Below are 17494 nucleotides of genomic sequence, written 5' to 3'. Positions count from 1 at the left end.
GACATGGGCCGAGGCCGGGGCACGGGGCGGGGGCGCGCGACTTGTCGCTCAGAGGCGGGCAACGATCCACTTGGTCTGGCCCCGGCGATGCGCCTCAGCGGCCGAAGCCCCTCACACCTGTCGCAACCGCAGCGCCAGCCCGGAGGCCCGCACCACCCGGCGAGCCAGCGCGGCCCGCACGGAGGCCTCCGAGCCCACCACCCGCACCTTCGTCTTGGCCCGTGTCACCGCCGTGTAGAACAACTCCCGGGTCAAAAGCCGCGACTCGACGGGCGGCATCAACACGGTCACCTCGCGGGCCTGGCTGCCCTGGCTCTTGTGGATCGTCATCGCGTACATGGTCTCCACGTCGGCGAGCCGGCTGGTGGCGAACTCCAGCGGGCCCGACGCCGTGGTGATCACCGCGCGCAGCCCCTCGTCGCGCACCACCACCGCCCCGGTGTCGCCGTTGCGCAGCCCTAGCCCGTAGTCGTTGGCGGTCACCAGCAGTGGTCGACCGGCATACCACTCGGCCCACATCGGGTCCCCGGTCTGTTCGGCCACCCAGCGGCGGATCTGCTGGTTCCAGTGCCGCACCCCGTGCAGGCCCTCCCGATGCGCGCACAGCAACCGGTGCTCGTCCAGCGTCGTCGAGGCCGCCGCGGCGTCGCCGAGCAGCGCGGCCTGGCGAACCGCCAACGCGTGCGGCACCACCAGCGCCGAGAGTCGCTGCGCCACATCGGCCACGCTGTCGGTGTCGAGCCACTCCACGTGCTCACCGCCGGCGGCCAGCAGCGCGATCGCCCGGTCGGCGTCGCCGTCGCGGATCGCCACCGCCAGCGCACCGATCGACTCGCCGAACCGGTGGGATGTCCGCAGCGTCGCCACCCGGGTGTCCGGTCGCGCCGCCAGGCCGTCCACTAGGTCGGCCAGCACCGCCCCGGCCTCCACCGATGCCAGCTGATCGGCATCGCCCACCAGAATGAGCCGGGCCTCGGGCCGCATGGCCTCCAGCAGCCGGGCCATCAGCGTCAGCGACACCATCGACGTCTCGTCCACGACGATCACGTCGTGCGGCAGCCGGTTGCCCCGATCGTGACGAAACCGCACTGAACTGTCGGGGCGCGAACCCAGCAACGTGTGCAACGTGGTGGCGCTCAGCCCGGCCAACCGCGCCTGATCCACCGGCTCCAGCGCAGCCACCTCCGCGGCCACCGCTTCGGTCAGTCGGGCCGCCGCCTTACCGGTCGGCGCGGCCAGCGCGATGCGCAGCCCGGCCGTCCCGGAGAGTTCGGCGTGCTCGGCCAGCAGCGCCAACAGTCGCGCCACCGTGGTCGTCTTGCCGGTGCCGGGGCCACCGGTGAGCACCGTAACCGGTTGCGACAGCGCGATTTCGGCGGCCAACCGCTGCTCGTCGAAGTCGCCCGGCGGGAAGAGTCGCTCGAAGGCGGGCAAATCCGCCGGTGCCGTCCCGGGCGCGGACAACGCCAGCAGGTCGGTGCAGACCTGCTGCTCCTCGCGCCAATACCGGTCGAGGTAGAGCAACCGGTCGTCGTAGAGCCGCAGCACCTGCGCGGCGACCAGCCGACTGTCCCGCACGGCGGCCAGCCAAGCTCCCGGCTCCGGCCACGAAACGTCGGCGACGTCGGTGTCGGCGGCCACCGACGACAGATCCAGGCAGACCGACCCGTGCCGCAGTGCGCGCACCGTCAGCGCCAGCGCCAGACCCACCGTCTCGTCAGGCTCAGCGCTCAGGGCGGTGATGCGTTGCGCGGTATGCACATCGGCGGAATCGAGCACGCCGGCGCGGTTGAAGTCCCGCAGCAGGCCGGTCGCCGCGTTGGCTATGCGCCACTCGAGCAGTTCGCTCATGTCGTCCGCCTCGTGTGCAGCAGGTCCGACAAGGCCACCACGAGTGATGCCGGCGGCCGCCAGTCGAACACCCCGGCGCGGTGCCCGTCGATGACCGGGGTGTCCGGGCCGCACATCCCGCGCACGAACAGATACAGCACCCCGCCCAGGTGCGTGTCCGGGGCGTAGCCGGGCAGTCGCCAGCGCAGGAAGCGGTGCAGCACGGCGGTATACAGCAGCGCCTGCAAGGGGTAATCCGAGTGCAGCATCGCCGAAGTCAGCCGGTTGAACCCGTAGTCGGCGGCCGTGTCGCCGAGCCGGTTGGTCTTGTAGTCGACCACCAGGAACCGCTGCTGCGGCACCCGCAGCACCACGTCGATCGACCCGGACAGATATCCGCGCAGCGGCTGGCCGCCCAAGGCCTCGGTGGCCAGCCGGTCGGCGTATGCAGCGAACGGGTCGTCGGAGGGCAGATGCTCACGCAGCAACTCCCCGACCTCGGCCAGCCGTATCTCCGGTGCCGGTCCGTGCCGATCTCCGCCGGCCAGCGGGATCTCGAAATCCAATTCCCGCAACCGGTCTCGGGTACCGATCTGGCGCAGGGTCAATTCGTCGGCCAGCGGTCCCAGCGGGGTGTCGTGCAGGGGAACCAGGGCCGCCGCCAGCGCGGCCGGATCGGCATCGACAGACCACCAGTCGGCGTGCCGGCGCACGTGCGTCTCCAGCTCCGACGCCAAGTCCTCGGCGAACGGATCAGCCGTCTCCAGCACGGCGTGCACCAGGGAGCCGAACGCCGCCCCGGCGGGCAGCTCGGACATCGGTGACACCATCTCCGCCCCGGCCGGCGGTGGAGGTTCCCCGACGACGGCGATGTCGTCGGCCTCGTCGTCGCGGGCGGTGAACTCCGGCTCGCTGTGCACCCCGGACGTCCCGGTCTGATCGGCCTGCCGAATCAGCCCCGAATACGAGGTGCGTCGCCAGCCGGTATCGATGTGCCGGTGGAAGTGCCGCGCTTGGAGCCCATCCGGTGGTGCCGGCGGGGAAGCGGGGGTAACGGGGGCGATCACCGAGTCCTCGATCACCAAACCGCCGGCGGCCTCCCACTGCCGGAAACAGGCCAGGGCCTCGTCGTCGGTCGGCTTGGGCTCGCAGCGATCCGGCACCGCCGCCTCGCCGCGGCAGCGGCCCCGCAGCAGCCGGGACAGGCCACCGTTGGGTTCGTCGTAGGACGCCGCCCACCACGCCACCACCTGCGACTGCGCCCGGGTCAGCGCCACATAGGCGAGCCGGATGTCGTTGCGGGCGGCCTCGGCCAAACTCAACCGCTGCACGACGGTGTGGTCGGAGCTGTCCGGGCCGCCGATGTGCCGGCAGCGCACATCGGACTCGTGATAGAGCGGGATGGCTTCGTCGAACATGTGCCGGTTGAACGCGAACGGCAGATAGACGACGGGGAACTGCAATCCCTTGGCACCCCACACCGTCAGGATCTGCACCGCCGCGGCGTCGGAATCCAGGCGGCGATTGTGCTGCCCGCGGCCGATTCCCTGCGTGCATTGCCGCCGCAACCAGTCCCGCAGCGCCGGCAGGCCCAGCCGATCGCGGTGCGCGGCCTCATGCAGCAGCTGTGCCACATGCGCCAGATCGGTCATGGTGCGTTCGCCGCCGTACTCGCCGAGCAGACGGCGCTTGAGCCCGGCCACCTGTGCGGCCTCGAACACCGCTGCCGGCCCGTGCAGCCGCAGCTCGTCGGCCCAGTCCCGCAGGGTCGAGGCCACCTTATCGGTCAGCGCGTCGCCGCCGTCGGCCAGGGCGGCCGCGGTGTGGCCGAAGAACACCGTCGCCGCGGCGGCCCGCACCAACCCGGCCCGGTGGGTGGCGTCGAATGCCTCCAGCAGGCACAGCCAGTCAGCGGCCGCGGTCGAGGAGAACACGTCGGCATCGCCGGTGAACACTGCCGGAATCCCGGCCCGCAGCAAGGCTTCCTGGCAGACCGCCGCGTCCTTGCTGTTCTCCACGATCACCGCCACGTCGCCGGGGCTGATGGGCCGCCCGTCGAAGGTCGCCCCACCGGCACACAACGCGGCGACATCTGCGGCCAAGTCGTCGGGGATGTGCCGGCGCAGCGTGGTCATGGGGATGACACGGTCCCCGCTGACCCGGAACGCCGCGCGCCTGGCCACCCGCAACCGGAACGGGGCCGCGCTCGGCGTGCCGGCCAGCCGGCTGCCCGCGACGGCCGCCTCCACGTCGTGGACCACGATCTGCGGGTCGCCCAGTGCGGCGCCGCCCATCACCGTCTGCAGGGCATCGACCAGGGCGGAGTCGCTGCGCCAGTTCACCGCCAGGGTGCGCTGCTGTCCAGCGCTGCGCGCGGCCTGCAGATAGGTGTAGACGTCGCCGCCGCGGAATCCGTAGATCGCCTGCTTGGGGTCACCGATGAGCACCACCGCCGAATGCCCTACGAAGCCGCGTTCGATCACCTGCCATTGGATGGGGTCGGTGTCCTGGAACTCGTCGACCATCACGATGGGCCAGCGCTGCCGCATCCGGTCGCGAGCCGGGGAGTCCACCGGCTCCAGCGCGTCGGCCAACCGGCGCAGCAAGTCGTCGTAGCCCAGCACCCCGAGCCGGCGCTTCCGCAGTTCCAGCTCGGTGCAGACCGCCTCGACGAACCGCAGCCGAACCTCCGCCGCCGAACCGGGCTCCGGATTCTGCGGGCGCAGTTGGGCATACGGATCGGCGACCACCACCCGGGCGAGTTTGAGCGCGTCGTCGTAGCTCAGGGCCACCTCGTCACGCTGGCTGCCGAACTGCGCGAGGTACAGGTCGTCGACGACCTGGACCACCAGGTCTTCCAGGCTGTCCACCAACTCCACCCCGGCGCTGGTGTCCCCGGCGATACCCAGCGATTTCAGGACCAGGTGGCAGAACTGGTGGGTGGTGGCGATCGTCGCCGCGTCGAAGCCCGCCAAGGCGTCGCGCAGCCGGCGGCACCGCAGTTGCAGTTCGGTGGCGCTGCCGTCCAGCAGATGTGCCACCAGGTCGTTGGGCTCGTCGGGTGCGGCGCCGTCGAGGGCTGCCAGCGTCTGCACCAGCTGTCGGCGGACGCGGTCACGCAGTTCGCGGGTGGCCGCGCGGCTGAAGGTGATCAGCAGCATCTCGTCCAAGGTGGCGTGGCCCTCGGCCAGGTAGCGGGTCACCAGCCCGGCCAGGGTGAACGTCTTGCCGGTGCCGGCGCTCGCCTCGAGCACCGTGGTGCTGCCGCGCGCCGGGAGCGGGCCCAGCAGATCGAAGCGTTCCATCACCGCACCGACCGTTCCGCGCGCAACAGCGGCAGCCACAGCCAGGCGGCCAGAGCACCCAGGCGGGTGTCCTCGCCGTCGACGGCCTCACCGGGGCGCGGCGGGCCCAGCAGCACCTCGAACGGCGCACGCGTCCCCCAGACCCGGACACTGGCCGGTTCGGCGTCCTCCCCCGGGAAGCGGCTCGTGGTCCATCTGCTGCTCGCATACCCGGCCGGATCGCGGCCGGCATGCCGCTTTTCGGCCCACGCGAACGAGGTTTTGATGGGCAGGGGAAGCGGTTCGCAGCGGCCGATGTCATAGAGCCACACCAGTTCCCGCAAGGTCTCGCCCGCATCCGGTGGCGGCCCCAGCAGCCGCTGCAACACGCGTTCGCCGTCGCGGGCCCGGCCGATGCAGCGGGCGGTCCAGGAGGTGTCCGGATACGCCGCGGCCAGCGCCACCAGCGGAATCCAGGCCTGCAGCAAGTGGGTGTCGCGCAGCTTGGAGTAGTTCACCGAAACCGTGCTCGCACCGAACACCGGGGTGACGGTTCCGGTCAGCCGGCGTCCGGCACCCAGATCCAGATCGATGTCGTAGGTGGCGGGTTCGCCGACCCGGTGTTCGTGTGCCGCGCTCGCCAACAGCACCACCCGGTCCCGAATCTGCTTGGCGGTGCGCCAGCCCAGCTGCCCGGGCGGCAGGCTGCCGCGCCGCCACTCGGCCTCGATGGCCTTGGCCGGGTCGAGGCCGAGCAGCATGTCGTGCAACATCCGGTTGCCCACCGCCCATTCGCCCAGCGCGTCGATCTGCACCGGCATGCCGTCCTCGACCTCGTCGACCTCCCACGGCAGCGTGTAGTTCAGCGCACTGAAGAACCCCTTGACCGGGTCCTTGAAGAACTTCAGCAGGTCGACGAGCGCGATGTCGCCGCCCGGCGGGGCGGGCAGTGGACCGTCGATGAACCGCGGTGCGTCACAGCGTGTTCCGGCGGCGGTCCTGGCGGCCAGCGGCACGGTGGGGTCGAAGGTGAACGGCACGTCGGGGATCAGGCGGCCGCGTTCGACGTTCTTGACGTCGAACGGCTGCAGCGGGTGCTCCACGATCAACTGGTCGCGGACGGGCTGCGGGGTGGTCTGGTCGAGCGCATCGATCAGTTCGGCCAGCGGGACCGCGGGCGGGCGGGGGTGGCCGGTGTGTTCGTCGGCGCCGGTGTAGGTGATCACCAGTTTCTCGGTGGCGGCGGTGATCGCATCCAGCAGCAATTGCCGGTCCTCGGAACGGATGTCGCGTTCCCCGGTCAGCGGGGCGCGGGCCAGCACGTCGTCCCCGTCCGGGAGGTCCAGCCGGGGGAACACCCCGTCGTCGACCCCGAGCAGACACACCACCCGATGCGGCACCGATCGCATCGGCACCATGGTGCACACCGTCAGGGTTCCGGTGCGGAAGTTGGCCCGGGTGGGGCGTCCGGCCAGGTGGCCCGACATCAGTACTCGGACATCGGGCAGCCGCAACGCGGTGTCGCGGCGCGCGCCGGCGTCGTCGAGCACCTGGGTGAGCTCCCGCTGCAGATGCGCGTTCTGCCACGCGTCGTCGGCGTCGGCCAACTGGTCCACACCGTCGAGCAGGGCGGTGATCCAGTCCCGCAGCGGGCGGGTGCCGTCGAGAGCATCGACCGCGGACTGCAGCCGCGCGACGAATTCGGCGAGCTTGCCGGCCAGCTCCACCTGACTGCTGCCGACGTCGTCGAGCGGCAGCGCGGTATCCAGCCAGGCCTGCGAGTCGTCCGACATCGCCACTCCGGTCAACAGCCGGTCCAGCCCGAATCGCCAGGTGTTGTGCACGATCCGGGACAGCCCGTAGCGCTCGCGGGTGTGCGGGTCGAAACCCCACCGGATGTTGGCGGTACGCACCCACGTGGTGATCTGCGCCAGGTCGTCCTCGGTGAAACCGAACTTCGCCCGCACCGGCTCGGTGTGGGCGAGGTTGAGCACCGCGGTCGCGGTGGCGCGACTGCCGGCGATCTCCAGGAGTTCGGCCGCCACCCCCAGCAGCGGATTGGTCTGGGTCAGCGCCCGGTCGGCGAGTTGTACCCGCAGCCGGTGCGCCGGATGGGCCTCGCCGGCCAGCTCGCCCAACCCGAAATCGGCGACGATCAACGGCGCGTAGGTTTCGATGTCCGGGCACATCACCACGATGTCGCGAGGCTCCAGGGTCGGATCGTCATGCAGCAGTCCCAGCAGGACTTCGCGCAGCACATCGACCTGCCGGGCCGGACTGTGGCAGCTGTGCACCTGCACCGAGCGGTCCCGCACATCCTTGCTGCGGCCCGCCGGCCGCAACGCATTGGCGCTTACATCGGACTGCAGCCAGCCCAGCAGGGTATCGGGATGGCTTGCCGCCCCCAGGTATTCATCGGTGTCGGGGGAGTTCGGCAGCGCTCGCTGCAGCTCACGCAGATCGCGGCCCAGCGTCTCCAGCAGCGGATGGTGGGCCCGGTGCCGCGATGGGTCCTGCGTGCGCGGCACCACGCCGTGCACGCCGCTCAGTTCCCGCCACAGCGCATCCGAGGGATGCGGCAACCACAGGTGCAGGTCGTGGTGAGCGGCCAGCGCGTCCAGTAACTCGATGTCGGTGGCCGCCAGCCGGGTGTGGCCGAACAGCGACAGCCGGGCCGGCAGCGTCTCGGTGGGCGCCTGGCGCAGCCGGGCGACGGTGGCGCGGTGCCGCTGATCGGGCGGATCGATCCCGACGGCGGCGACCAGGGCCCGCCACAGCGGCGGCTGCCAGCGTAAGTCGCCGGGCAACGCGCCGCCGGCACCGTCGGTGGGCTCGCCGGCGCTCCAGTCGGCGAGCAACTGTGGCCGCTGGCGGGCGTAGGAGGCGAACAGGCCGGCCAGCCGGCGGGCCACCGCATAGCGCCGCCCGCGGCGCAGCTCACCTTCCGGGCTGGGGTCCCCGTGACCCACATGCTTTGCCAGCGTGGCGCACCAGGGCTGATCCAGGCTGGCGTCGATCACCGCCAGCAGCGGCCAGGTCATGGCATTGGCCGACCACGGATCTTCGTCCCCGGTACCGGTGATCTCGGCGATCAGCGAGGCCGGACTGCGGAACTGCACGCCCGCGCACACCCCGTCGCCGCCGGGGCCGGCTCCCAGCGTGTGCGACAGGCGTTGCGACAGCCACCGCTCCACCCCGCGGGCCGGCACCAGCACCAGCTCCGGGGCGAACGGGTCGGGCGGCGGGGTGGCCAACAGCGCACCGAGGCCGTCGGCAAGGGCGTCGGTGCGTTCGGCACGGTGCAGGTGCAGTCCCATCGCGGCCACCATAAACCGCGGCCCCGACGTCCGGTGCCGTCTCCGCACCGGCCGGGCGGGCGCCGAACCCCCGAACCACTGAACCGCAGGCCGGCGCACATCGTGTGCAAGGCATGAGGATCTACACCCTGATACTGGCCGCTGTCTGCGCACTGATCGTCGGCCTGGCCGCGCCCCCGGCCGCCACCGCAGCCGATGAACGACTGCAGTTCGCCACCACCACCATCGACGGGGCGCCCTTCAACGGCGCCGGACTGCAGGGCAAACCGGTGGTGTTGTGGTTCTGGACGCCGTGGTGCCCGTTCTGCAATGCCGAGGCCCCGTCGGTGAGCCAGGTGGCCGCCGCCAACCCGCGAGTCACGTTCGTGGGGATAGCGGCACACTCCGATGTGGCGGCCATGCAGAACTTCGTGGCCAAGTACCACCTGAACTTCACCAATCTCAACGACGCCGACGGCGCGATCTGGGCGCGCTTCGGGGTGCCCTGGCAGCCGGCCTACGTGTTCGAACGCTCCGACGGCACCTCGACGTTCGTGAACAACCCGACTTCGGCGATGACTCAGAAGGAGTTGTCCGACCGCGTCGCGGCCTTGGCGTGAACCCGGATCTGCCGGCGCTGGCCTTCGCCGCAGGGCTGGTGGCCGCCCTCAACCCGTGCGGATTCGCCCTGCTGCCCGCCTATCTGGCCCTGGTGGTGCGCGGGCAGGACGTGGGCACCGGGGTAGCCGTGGGCCGGGCGCTGGCGGCCACCGCTGCCATGACCCTCGGTTTCCTGGCGGTGTTCGGCGCTTTCGGGCTGCTCACCGTCGCGGTGGCCCAGCGGGTGCAGCAGTACCTGCCCTACGTCACGGTCGTGATCGGTGCCGCGCTGGTGGTGATGGGCGTGTGGCTGCTGGCGGGCCGCCGGCTCGCGATCATGTCGTTCGGCGGGCGGTGGGCACCGACCGCCCGGATCGGGTCGATGTTCGGCTACGGGGCGGGCTACGCGTGCGCATCACTGGGCTGCACGATCGGCCCTTTCCTGGCGGTCACCGGGGCCGCATTGCCCGCCGGACCGTCCGGAATGCTGGTCTACCTGGCCTATGCCGCGGGCTTCGGGCTGCTGGTCGGGGTTCTGGCGGTCGCCGTGGCGCTGGCCAGTTCGGCGCTGATCGCCCGGATGCGCCGCATCACCCGCTACGCCGGCCGGGTCAGCGGTGCGCTGCTGGTCGCCGTCGGGCTGTACGTCGGCTACTACGGCTACTACGAGATCCGGCTGTTCGAGCGGGGCGCCGGGGCCGATGACCGGGTGCTGGCCGTGGCGGGCCGGCTCCAGGGCGCACTCGCCGGCTGGGTGCATCAACAGGGGGCCTGGCCCTGGCTGTCGGTGCTGGCGCTCCTCGCACTCGCGGCACTGGTGCGGGCCCGCCGCCCCGGTCACTGACGCATGCCACGCAGGCCCCGGACCCGCCACGAATGAGGGCACCGAACCGGGTGCCCTCGTAGGCTGGCAGGCGTGACAGCCGTTTGCCGCAGCAACACCGAACCTCCGGTCGCCGACTCACCGACTCCGATCCCGTCCCGGGCCGCCACGATCCCGCTCGGCCCCACGCGCTCGGTGCCGGAGGTCACGGGGTGAGCCAGGGCATCAAACGCATCGCGATCAGCACTGGCGGCGGCGACGCACCCGGTCTCAACGCCGTCATCTACGCCGCCACCCTGGCGGCGCACAGCCGGGGCTGGGACGTCGTCGGAATCCGCGACGGCTACAACGGGTTGCTGCTCGGCGACGAGTACCCCGACGGCGGGCTGATCGAGCTGACCCGGAACCGGGTCCGCGGCATCATCCACCAGGGCGGCACCATTTTGGGCAGCACCAACCGCGGTAACCCGATCGCCTACCCGGTGCAACAGCCCGACGGCAGCTGGGCCGAACAGGACCGCACCGAGGAGTTGCTCGGGCGCTTCGACCAGCACCGGATCGACGCGCTGATCACCATCGGCGGTGACGGCTCGCTGGCGATCGGCCATCACCTGCACCAGGCGGGGCTGCGATTGGTCGGCGTGCCCAAGACCATCGACAACGATCTGGAGTGCACCGCGGCGACGTTCGGCTTTGACAGTGCCGTCGACTTCGCCTCGGAATGCATCGACCGGCTGTTCTCCACGGCCACCTCGCACAGCCGGATTCTCGTCGTGGAGGTGATGGGTCGCTACGCCGGCTGGATCGCCCTGCACGCCGGAATGGCCTCGGGAGTGCACGCCATCTTGATCCCGGAGATCCCGTATCGCCTTGATCCGGTGGCGGCGCTGATCAACGAACGTGCGCAACGCGGTTCGACCTACTCGATCGTGTGTGTGGCCGAGGGAGCCAAACCGGTGGGCGGTGCGCACACCGTGGCGGGCAAAGCGGTGGGCCAGGCCGAACGGTTGGGCGGGGTCGGGGCCAAGGTCGCCGCCGAGCTCGAGGCGCTGACCGGGCGCGAGTCTCGCGCCGTGGTCCTCGGACACCTGCTGCGCGGCGGTTCGCCGAGCTCGGTGGACCGACTGCTGGGACTGCGGTTCGGGGCTGCGGCGGTGCGGGCCCTCGACGAGGGGCACAGCGGGGTGATGGTGGCGCTCAACCCGCCGACGGTGGACTATGTGCCGTTGGCCGCGGCCACCCGCCAGCTGAAAGTGGTTCCGCTGGACTGTGATGCGATCCAGACCGCGCGCGACCTGGGCATCAGGTTCGGCGACGAATGATGGCTGCGCCGGGGCTCGGCGGATCGGCGAACGCTCAGTAGCCGACGGTGAAACCGTGCCGCAGCACCAGATCTGCTGTCACGTCCGGGCGTTGCTGCAACGGCCAGGCCTCGATGTCGAACGCAGCGCCGGCGAAGAAGGCGTAGTTGACCGACGTCTCCGGGGTGGTGCGTGAGCGGTAGACGATCGCGTCCGGGCATTCGTCGGGTTGCGGCCACCAGCGCCGCACGGCGTCGGCCAACTGCTGGCAGGTGGTCCACACCGCGTCGTGCTGTCCGGTGCTGATCTGATCGTCGACACCGAGCGCATCGAGATTGCGTTCGGTGCGCAGATCGAGCACCCGCAGGTGCCGGTTGGCCGACAGCCGGACCAGGTGGTGGCCGGCGTGGTCCCCGGGGACCAGCAGTCCGGTCAGCCGGTAGCGCTCCCGAAACGCACCGATGAGATCGGTTGCCGCGTAACGGGTGCGGAACCTCGCCGACGGCGGATCGAAGCGATGGCGCGGCTCGGCGAAACCCGTCCAGTCCCATTGGTCGGGGTGGTCGGCGTCCAGGCGCCACAACTGGGTCCCGGCGGTGATCCGGCGGCGGCGCAGGCCGGCGGGCCGGGACTCGGGGAGCGGGATCCGGTAGCCGGCGGGAAGCTCAGGCACCGAGCGAGGCGAGCAGTCGACGCGCGACCGGTGCGGTCTCGGGGTGCCGAAGTGCCTCGGCGATCGAGACACCGCCCAGCTCGTCATGGGTGAGGCGCATGATGCGATCGGCCGCCAGCGGGTCGGTGGTGAACCGGCCCAGCAGCTCCAAGATCTGGGGCAGGTCGGTGCGCGGCCGCGCGTCGTCGAACTGCCAGGCGGGGAACCAGGTCTGGTTTCCCACGGCCGCGCCGATGAGCCTGCCGCGGCTGCGCAACCGGTGCACGGCCTGCGGCGTGCCGAGCCGCAGCAGCTCCTGGACCTTCGGGGTGGGCAGCGCCCCGGCGACGAAGTCGTCGATCACCGCGGCGCGGCGCTGGTCGTTCAGGGCGTGTGCGGCAATGCGCTCCAAGGTGCCCTGGGGCGCCGTCGGCGCGTCCAGCAACGCGTCGAGGACCTGGGCGAACCCGGCGTCGGTGCGGGCGCGCTCGGCCACTTGACGGGCGATCGGTGCGGCGGCGGTGGGCATGCCCTCGATACTACCCGGCATCGGCGGCTATTGAAACAATCGAAACAATCAGCTGTTGCCGGTACCCCGGCGGACCACCAGCGCGCGCCAGCCCAGCGCCCCGGCCACCAGCGCCCCGATCGCGCCCAGCATTCCCCAGGCGCCCAGCGCCTCGACGTGACCGGCAAGCCAGGACTGCACCGCGCCCGCGGCTTCGATCACCGGATCGCCGGCATCGGCCCCGGCGAAGTACAACCGCGTCTCGTAGTAGCCGTAATAGCCGACGTACAGGCCGGTCGCCACCACCATCACCCCGGCGACCCGGCCCACATGCGGCAGCACCCGGCGCAATGCCGCGCCGGCCGACGAACCCGCCCACGCCACCGCCAGCGCGGCCACGCCGACCGTGATGCTCATGCCGACCGCGTAGGCGACGAACGCCAGGACCCCGGCCAGCGCCGCCCCCTGCCGGAACGTCATCGACACCACCGCCAGAAACGGTGCGATGGTGCACGACAGCGACGCCACGGCGTAGCCGACGCCATAGCCGTACATCGATCCCAGCCGCGCAGTCGGCGCCGCGCCCGCCCGGCGGGGCGCCAGCACGGCGATGTCGCGGCCGGCCAACAGCCAGACCCCCGCTGCCAGCAGTGCCGCGCCGATCACCATGGTGGCCAGCGGCAGATACCTCTGCGCCGAGGCCAGCAGCGGCGAGACCGCAAGCCCGAAGACGCCGAACACCGTCAGGAACCCGGCCGCCATCACCACCGTCGCCGTCGCCGCCCGGGCCAGCGCCACCGGACGCGAGGTGTCGCCGCTGCCGGCGATCACCAGCCCCAGATACCCGGGCAGAAACGCGAACCCGCACGGGTTCAACGCCGCCACCATGCCGGCTGCCAAGGCGAAATCGACAGCGGTGGTGTCGATCACGACCCCGTCAGAGCCTGCAGCCGCCTGCTCAGCTCGGCTTCGGGCAGTGAACCCGTGACCACCTCGATCCGGCCGTCCGGGTGCAGGAAGGCGTACGCGGGCTGGCGGGTCACCCCGAACCGGGCCCATACCGAGGCGTCGGTGTCGGCCAACTCGGTGAAGCCGTCGACGCCGTAGCGGGCGACGAATGCCCGCAACGTGTCCAGCCGGTCCTGTGCTCCCACCCCGACGAACGTCACCTTGGGGTGTGCGGCGGCCAGTCCGGCGACCATCGGCGCGTCCCGTTGGCACAGCGGGCACCACGGCGCCCAAAACCACAACACCGCCGGCCTGCCGCTCAGGCTCGCACCGGAAAAGGGCTGCCCGTCCAGTGTTTGGGCGGTGAAATCCAGCTGGGCGTTCTCCGCGCGGGTCTGCGAACCGCAGCCGAAGATCAGGATGGCGATCGCCGCCAGGGCCATGAGCGCAACGGCTGATCGACTACGCCCAGGGGCCTTGTCAGGGGGCATGACGGCGAGTATGCCACCGGATTCCGCCGCGCCGACGCACGCCCGCGCGCCGTGCCGCTGCATCGAACAGCGAACCGGTGCAGGCATGCTGGAAGCTATGAACCGAAGCCAGATCACCGAGCAGATCATCGCCGCGCGCCTCGCCAAGGGGCTGACATGGCAGGAGTTGGCCGACGCGGTCGACAAGCCGGTCGTGTGGACCACGTCGGCACTGCTGGGTCAGCACCCCATTCCCGCCGAACTGGGCGCCAAGCTGGCGGACCTGTTGGGGCTGGACCCGGCGGTGGTGCCGGTACTGGCCGCGGTGCCGATGCGCGACGGGCTCGCAGGGCCGCCCACCGACCCGACCATCTACCGGCTCTACGAGGCGGTCGGGGTCTACGGGCCGGCGATCAAGGAGCTGATCCACGAGCAGTTCGGCGACGGCATCATGAGCGCCATCAACTTCAGCATCGACTTCCAGCGTAGGGCGCACCCGGGCGGCGACCGGGTGGTGATCACGTTCGACGGGAAGTTTCTTCCCTACGAATGGAATTCAGCGGACTGACGGGTCCGCTGATGGCCGCCCGCCGCGCGCGCGACATCCCGCCGCTGACCGCCGACCTGGTGTTGTCGGGCGGGGGAGTGCGATTTGTCGGACTGGTCGGAGCGGTGGTCGCGCTGATGGACGCCGGCTACTCGGTGCAGCGCATCTCCGGGGTGTCCGGAGGTTCAGTGGTGGGCACGATCCTGGCCGCAGCCAGCCAGGGCGACCAGCTGACCGCCGCACAGGTCAAAGAGCTGGCGCTGTCGGTGCCGCTGCGTTCATGGCGCGACGCGGTTCCCCTCCCCCTGGTGGGGCCGGTGTGGGGATTCCTGCGGGACACCGCCCTCTATCGCGGCGACGCCGCCCACCGGTGGATCCGCGGCGAGCTGGCGAACCTGGGCGTGCATACCTGGGGCGATCTGGCCTACCCCGCCGATGACCTGATGCCCGAACGGCGCTACCGAGCTGTGGTCACCGTGACCGATGTGACCACCGGTCAGCTGGTGCGGCTGCCGTGGGACTACCGGCGGGTGTACGGGCTCGACCCCGACGAGCAATCGGTGGCCGACGCGGTGCGTGCCTCGATGGCGGTCCCGTTCTTCTACCGCCCGGTGACGCTGACCAGCGCTGCCGGCCTGCGATCCACCCTCGTCGACGGCGGGGTGCTGTCGAACTTCCCGATCTACACCTTCGACCGGCTCGACGGCAGACCGCCGAAGTGGCCCACCTTCGGTGTCACCGTGGTCCCGGAGATCTCCGACGGCGTGGGCGCCATGGTTCCGGTGCTGCGCCCGCTGCGGCTGTTCGGGCAGGCACTGCTGCTGGAGAACCTGATCAGCACCATGCTGGTCGGCCACGACCAGACCTATCTGAACCAGCCCTGGGTCAGTGTCCGCGCCATCAAGGTCAACTCCACCGACGTCAGCGTCCTGGACTTCGGCATCTCCCGCGACCGGCTCGAAAGGCTCTACGACAACGGCTACGCCGCGGCGAGCGAGTTCTTATCGACCTGGGACTGGGCGGCGTATCTGCAGCGGTTCCGCGCGGCGCACTACCCGGACCCGCCGGTGGGTCCGAACTGACGCTCAGTTGCGGTGTTTGCCCAGCTCGGCGCTGGCGTCGCCGAGCCGCACCGTGATGTCGGTGTTGCCGGCGGCCTCGAGCTGCTCGCGACCGCGCAGCCGATCCTGGATCTCGCGGGCTGCCCCGTTGATCCGCTCGATCTCCGCACGGAACACGTCCGGGCGGGTCTCCTTGCTGGCGTAGTGGAAGTAGCTGAGCAGACTGCGCAGCAGTTCCAGCTTCTGCTTCTCCCGCTTGGCCAGGTCGTGCGTCGTCATCAACTCGACGCGCCGCACCGGCGGCAGATCCCCCCAGTCCAGGACCACCTTGTTCTCGTAGCGGGGTTTCTTGCCGCGGCGGCCGAACCAGCCCTTGGGTTCGTCGGGGCAGTCGGCGTAGCTGACCGTGCCGGTGAAGCGCGACTCGATGCCCTCGCCCAGCTCAGCGCGGTCGATCGCCGAGTCCCAGACCGTCCGCCACTCCTGGTTGGGCGCCAGTACCGTCAGTTCCTCGGGCAGTTGCAGCGCCACCACGTCGGCATAGCCGTCGGAGGCGGTTTCGTAGCGGGCAACGGTGGGCGGCTGGTCGAACGCGAACCGGATGTCGTAGGCGGCGGTCTTGCCGAAGTTGCGGACCACCAGCTCGATGACGTGCCAGTCCGCGGCGTGCGGCTCCATGAACATCGCCACATGCGGACGGGTCTGCTCGGCCGCCAGCCTGCGGTTGCGCTGCAATTGACGGTTCAGATAGATCAGCGCCAGCACCGTGATGACGATGGCCAGCCACGCGGCCCAGGCCAGCCAGGTGGTCGCGCTCGCGTGGGCAACGTCGTACAAGCGGTCCTCGACTGAATCCATCGGCTTTCCCCTCATCCGCCCATCAGCATGCGCCACCTGTCCAGGTTTGCGGCGCTGAATACGTAGTTGGAACGCTTGACTTCCGACAGTGCGGCGCTCGGATCAGCCGAATACCAGTGCCCGGGGAACACCGTCGGGTCGCCCGGCAGTGCGGCCAACTGCTGCAGACTGCGGAACATCTCGTCGGAGTCGCCGCCGGGGAAATCGGTCCGGCCACAGCCTTCCAGGAACAACGTGTCGCCCGCGACCAGCCGGCCGTCCACCAGGAAGCACTGACTGCCGGGGGTGTGTCCGGGGGTGTGCAACAGCTCGATGTCGACGGCGCCGACGCTGACCCTGTCGCCGTGATCATGTGCGGTCAGGTCGGTCATGGGAATTTCGGTGACCCGCGAAACCCACTGGGCTTCATGGGTGTTCACGTGCACCGGAACGCTGACTCGCTCGAGCAGCTCGGCGAGCCCCTTGAGTTCGAAACCCATCATCTTGCCGCCCACGTGGTCGGGGTGGTGATGGGTGACCAGCACGCCGGCAAGGCGCATGCCGTCGGCCTCGAGGGTGTCGAGCAGGTCGCCGGCGGCGTAGGCCGGGTCGACCACCACGGCCTCGCCGGTCGCGCGGTCGCCGATCAGATAGGCGAAGTTGCGCATCTGGGCGGCCATCGGGTCACCGGCGGCGAAGTCGCGTCCGGAGAGCAGTTGGCGGAAATACAGCCGGTCGGGTTCTGCCACGTCCATCAGCCTAAAGCAGCGGCCGTGGGCGGCGCGGCGAAGCCGGGCACGCATGCAACGCCTCAACACCCCCGCCGTGCAGGGCGCTCGGCCGGGTTCTTCCGGTGCGGTTTGGTGACCTCGTGGGCGAGGTTGTAACCTTCTACAGGCTTGCAGCACCCGAAAGGGCGCTGGAGGCAAGGCCCCCTTAGCTCAGTCGGCAGAGCGTTTCCATGGTAAGGAAAAGGTCAACGGTTCGATTCCGTTAGGGGGCTCGGTGGACGCCGGGCCTGCTGGCAGGTGTATTACCCGCGGCGATGTAGCTCAGTTGGTTAGAGCGAACGACTCATAATCGTTAGGTCGCCGGTTCAAGTCCGGCCATCGCTACTACGAGAACCAGCGCAACAACAGATGAAAGAGGGCAGCTGACGTGGCCTCCAGCACCGATGTGCGGCCGAAGATCACCTTGGCCTGTGAGGTGTGCAAGCACCGCAACTACATCACCAAGAAGAACCGCCGTAACGACCCCGACCGGCTGGAGCTGAAGAAATTCTGCCCCAACTGCGGCAAGCACGAGTCGCACCGCGAATCTCGCTAAGCAGGTCCGGC

Annotated in this window: 15 protein-coding genes and 2 tRNA genes; 8 read left to right on the top strand and 9 right to left on the bottom strand. The window is 70.4% G+C overall.

All coding sequences use genetic code 11. The features are described from left to right. Positions 1-111: 111 nt before the first annotated feature. Genes recD through recC form a run of 3 tightly spaced genes read right to left on the bottom strand, consistent with a single transcriptional unit; the run spans position 112 to position 8431 of the window. Positions 112-1851, bottom strand: coding sequence for an exodeoxyribonuclease V subunit alpha (gene recD / locus AWC02_RS05435; RefSeq protein WP_085127751.1), 1740 nt, complete (start codon positions 1849-1851; stop codon positions 112-114). Further along, positions 1848-5135 carry an exodeoxyribonuclease V subunit beta gene (gene recB / locus AWC02_RS05430; RefSeq protein WP_085127768.1) on the bottom strand — a complete coding sequence of 1096 codons (3288 nt, stop codon included), beginning with the start codon at positions 5133-5135 and terminating at the stop codon, positions 1848-1850. The genes recD and recB overlap by 4 nt, the downstream gene beginning before the upstream one ends. After that, positions 5135-8431 (bottom strand): exodeoxyribonuclease V subunit gamma, encoded by a 3297-nt coding sequence (recC, locus tag AWC02_RS05425; protein ID WP_085127769.1) that lies wholly within the window; start codon positions 8429-8431, stop codon positions 5135-5137. Before recC ends, recB begins: the two co-directional genes overlap by 1 nt. 113 nt (positions 8432-8544) lie before the next feature. Here recC and AWC02_RS05420 point away from each other — a divergent pair, with 113 nt between their 5' ends. The 3 genes from AWC02_RS05420 (at position 8545) to AWC02_RS05410 (ending at position 11155) form a co-directional block, all read left to right on the top strand. Next, the gene (locus AWC02_RS05420; protein WP_085127750.1) at positions 8545-9030 is read left to right on the top strand and encodes a protein disulfide oxidoreductase; all 486 of its coding nucleotides are present in this window, start codon (positions 8545-8547) and stop codon (positions 9028-9030) included. Next, entirely contained in the window at positions 9027-9854 is an 828-nt protein-coding gene (locus AWC02_RS05415; RefSeq protein WP_085127749.1) for a cytochrome c biogenesis CcdA family protein, read from the top strand. Before AWC02_RS05420 ends, AWC02_RS05415 begins: the two co-directional genes overlap by 4 nt. Before the next feature lie 191 nt (positions 9855-10045). Then, complete coding sequence (locus tag AWC02_RS05410; protein WP_085127748.1) at positions 10046-11155, top strand: 6-phosphofructokinase; 1110 nt, start codon at positions 10046-10048, stop codon at positions 11153-11155. A 34-nt stretch (positions 11156-11189) separates the two neighbouring features. Here AWC02_RS05410 and AWC02_RS05405 read toward each other — a convergent pair whose 3' ends face one another. The 4 genes from AWC02_RS05405 to AWC02_RS05390 are packed head-to-tail and all read right to left on the bottom strand — an operon-like array spanning position 11190 to position 13733. Continuing rightward, on the bottom strand, positions 11190-11807 hold the full coding sequence (locus AWC02_RS05405) for an RES family NAD+ phosphorylase (RefSeq protein ID WP_207567997.1): 618 nt from the start codon (positions 11805-11807) through the stop codon (positions 11190-11192). After that, positions 11800-12315, bottom strand: coding sequence for a hypothetical protein (locus tag AWC02_RS05400; RefSeq protein ID WP_085127766.1), 516 nt, complete (start codon positions 12313-12315; stop codon positions 11800-11802). Before AWC02_RS05400 ends, AWC02_RS05405 begins: the two co-directional genes overlap by 8 nt. A 48-nt stretch (positions 12316-12363) precedes the next feature. Next, positions 12364-13224 (bottom strand): cytochrome c biogenesis CcdA family protein, encoded by an 861-nt coding sequence (locus AWC02_RS05395; protein ID WP_085127747.1) that lies wholly within the window; start codon positions 13222-13224, stop codon positions 12364-12366. Then, positions 13221-13733, bottom strand: coding sequence for a redoxin domain-containing protein (locus AWC02_RS05390; RefSeq protein ID WP_207567996.1), 513 nt, complete (start codon positions 13731-13733; stop codon positions 13221-13223). The genes AWC02_RS05395 and AWC02_RS05390 overlap by 4 nt, the downstream gene beginning before the upstream one ends. A 97-nt stretch (positions 13734-13830) precedes the next feature. On the opposite strand from AWC02_RS05390, the gene cynS reads away from it, so the two are divergent. Further along, positions 13831-14280 carry a cyanase gene (cynS, locus tag AWC02_RS05385; protein WP_473086850.1) on the top strand — a complete coding sequence of 150 codons (450 nt, stop codon included), beginning with the start codon at positions 13831-13833 and terminating at the stop codon, positions 14278-14280. An 11-nt stretch (positions 14281-14291) separates the two neighbouring features. Beyond that, entirely contained in the window at positions 14292-15341 is a 1050-nt protein-coding gene (locus AWC02_RS05380; protein ID WP_085127765.1) for a patatin-like phospholipase family protein, read from the top strand. Between the two features lie 3 nt (positions 15342-15344). On the opposite strand, the gene AWC02_RS05375 is transcribed toward AWC02_RS05380, so the two are convergent. Both AWC02_RS05375 and AWC02_RS05370 read right to left on the bottom strand, forming a co-directional pair. Further along, the gene (locus AWC02_RS05375; RefSeq protein ID WP_085127744.1) at positions 15345-16178 is read right to left on the bottom strand and encodes a hypothetical protein; all 834 of its coding nucleotides are present in this window, start codon (positions 16176-16178) and stop codon (positions 15345-15347) included. Positions 16179-16189: 11 nt separating this feature from the next. Further along, positions 16190-16912 carry an MBL fold metallo-hydrolase gene (locus tag AWC02_RS05370; protein ID WP_109560878.1) on the bottom strand — a complete coding sequence of 241 codons (723 nt, stop codon included), beginning with the start codon at positions 16910-16912 and terminating at the stop codon, positions 16190-16192. Positions 16913-17087: 175 nt separating this feature from the next. On the opposite strand from AWC02_RS05370, the gene AWC02_RS05365 reads away from it, so the two are divergent. From AWC02_RS05365 to rpmG, 3 genes are all read left to right on the top strand, one after another. Next, positions 17088-17160, top strand: a tRNA-Thr gene (locus AWC02_RS05365). 38 nt (positions 17161-17198) lie between these two features. After that, positions 17199-17272, top strand: a tRNA-Met gene (locus AWC02_RS05360). A 43-nt stretch (positions 17273-17315) separates the two neighbouring features. Then, a complete protein-coding gene (gene rpmG / locus AWC02_RS05355; protein WP_024440978.1) occupies positions 17316-17483 on the top strand; it encodes a 50S ribosomal protein L33 in 168 nt (55 codons plus the stop codon). The last annotated feature ends 11 nt before the right edge of the window (positions 17484-17494 follow it).

This window comes from Mycolicibacter engbaekii, from assembly GCF_002101585.1.
In the GTDB taxonomy this organism is placed as follows: domain Bacteria; phylum Actinomycetota; class Actinomycetes; order Mycobacteriales; family Mycobacteriaceae; genus Mycobacterium; species Mycobacterium engbaekii.
The sequence above is the reverse complement of the archived record's forward strand: the minus strand, read 5'-3'. Positions and strand labels throughout refer to the sequence as shown.

Coding starts and splice junctions, on each gene's coding strand:
- AWC02_RS05420 (WP_085127750.1), top strand. CDS start 8,545: ATGAGGATCTACACCCTGATACTGGCCGCTGTCTGCGCACTGATCGTC.
- AWC02_RS05400 (WP_085127766.1), bottom strand. CDS start 12,315: ATGCCCACCGCCGCCGCACCGATCGCCCGTCAAGTGGCCGAGCGCGCC.
- AWC02_RS05375 (WP_085127744.1), bottom strand. CDS start 16,178: ATGGATTCAGTCGAGGACCGCTTGTACGACGTTGCCCACGCGAGCGCG.
- recB (WP_085127768.1), bottom strand. CDS start 5,135: ATGGAACGCTTCGATCTGCTGGGCCCGCTCCCGGCGCGCGGCAGCACC.
- AWC02_RS05380 (WP_085127765.1), top strand. CDS start 14,292: ATGGCCGCCCGCCGCGCGCGCGACATCCCGCCGCTGACCGCCGACCTG.
- AWC02_RS05390 (WP_207567996.1), bottom strand. CDS start 13,733: ATGCCCCCTGACAAGGCCCCTGGGCGTAGTCGATCAGCCGTTGCGCTC.
- AWC02_RS05370 (WP_109560878.1), bottom strand. CDS start 16,912: ATGGACGTGGCAGAACCCGACCGGCTGTATTTCCGCCAACTGCTCTCC.
- recC (WP_085127769.1), bottom strand. CDS start 8,431: ATGGGACTGCACCTGCACCGTGCCGAACGCACCGACGCCCTTGCCGAC.
- cynS (WP_473086850.1), top strand. CDS start 13,831: ATGAACCGAAGCCAGATCACCGAGCAGATCATCGCCGCGCGCCTCGCC.
- recD (WP_085127751.1), bottom strand. CDS start 1,851: ATGAGCGAACTGCTCGAGTGGCGCATAGCCAACGCGGCGACCGGCCTG.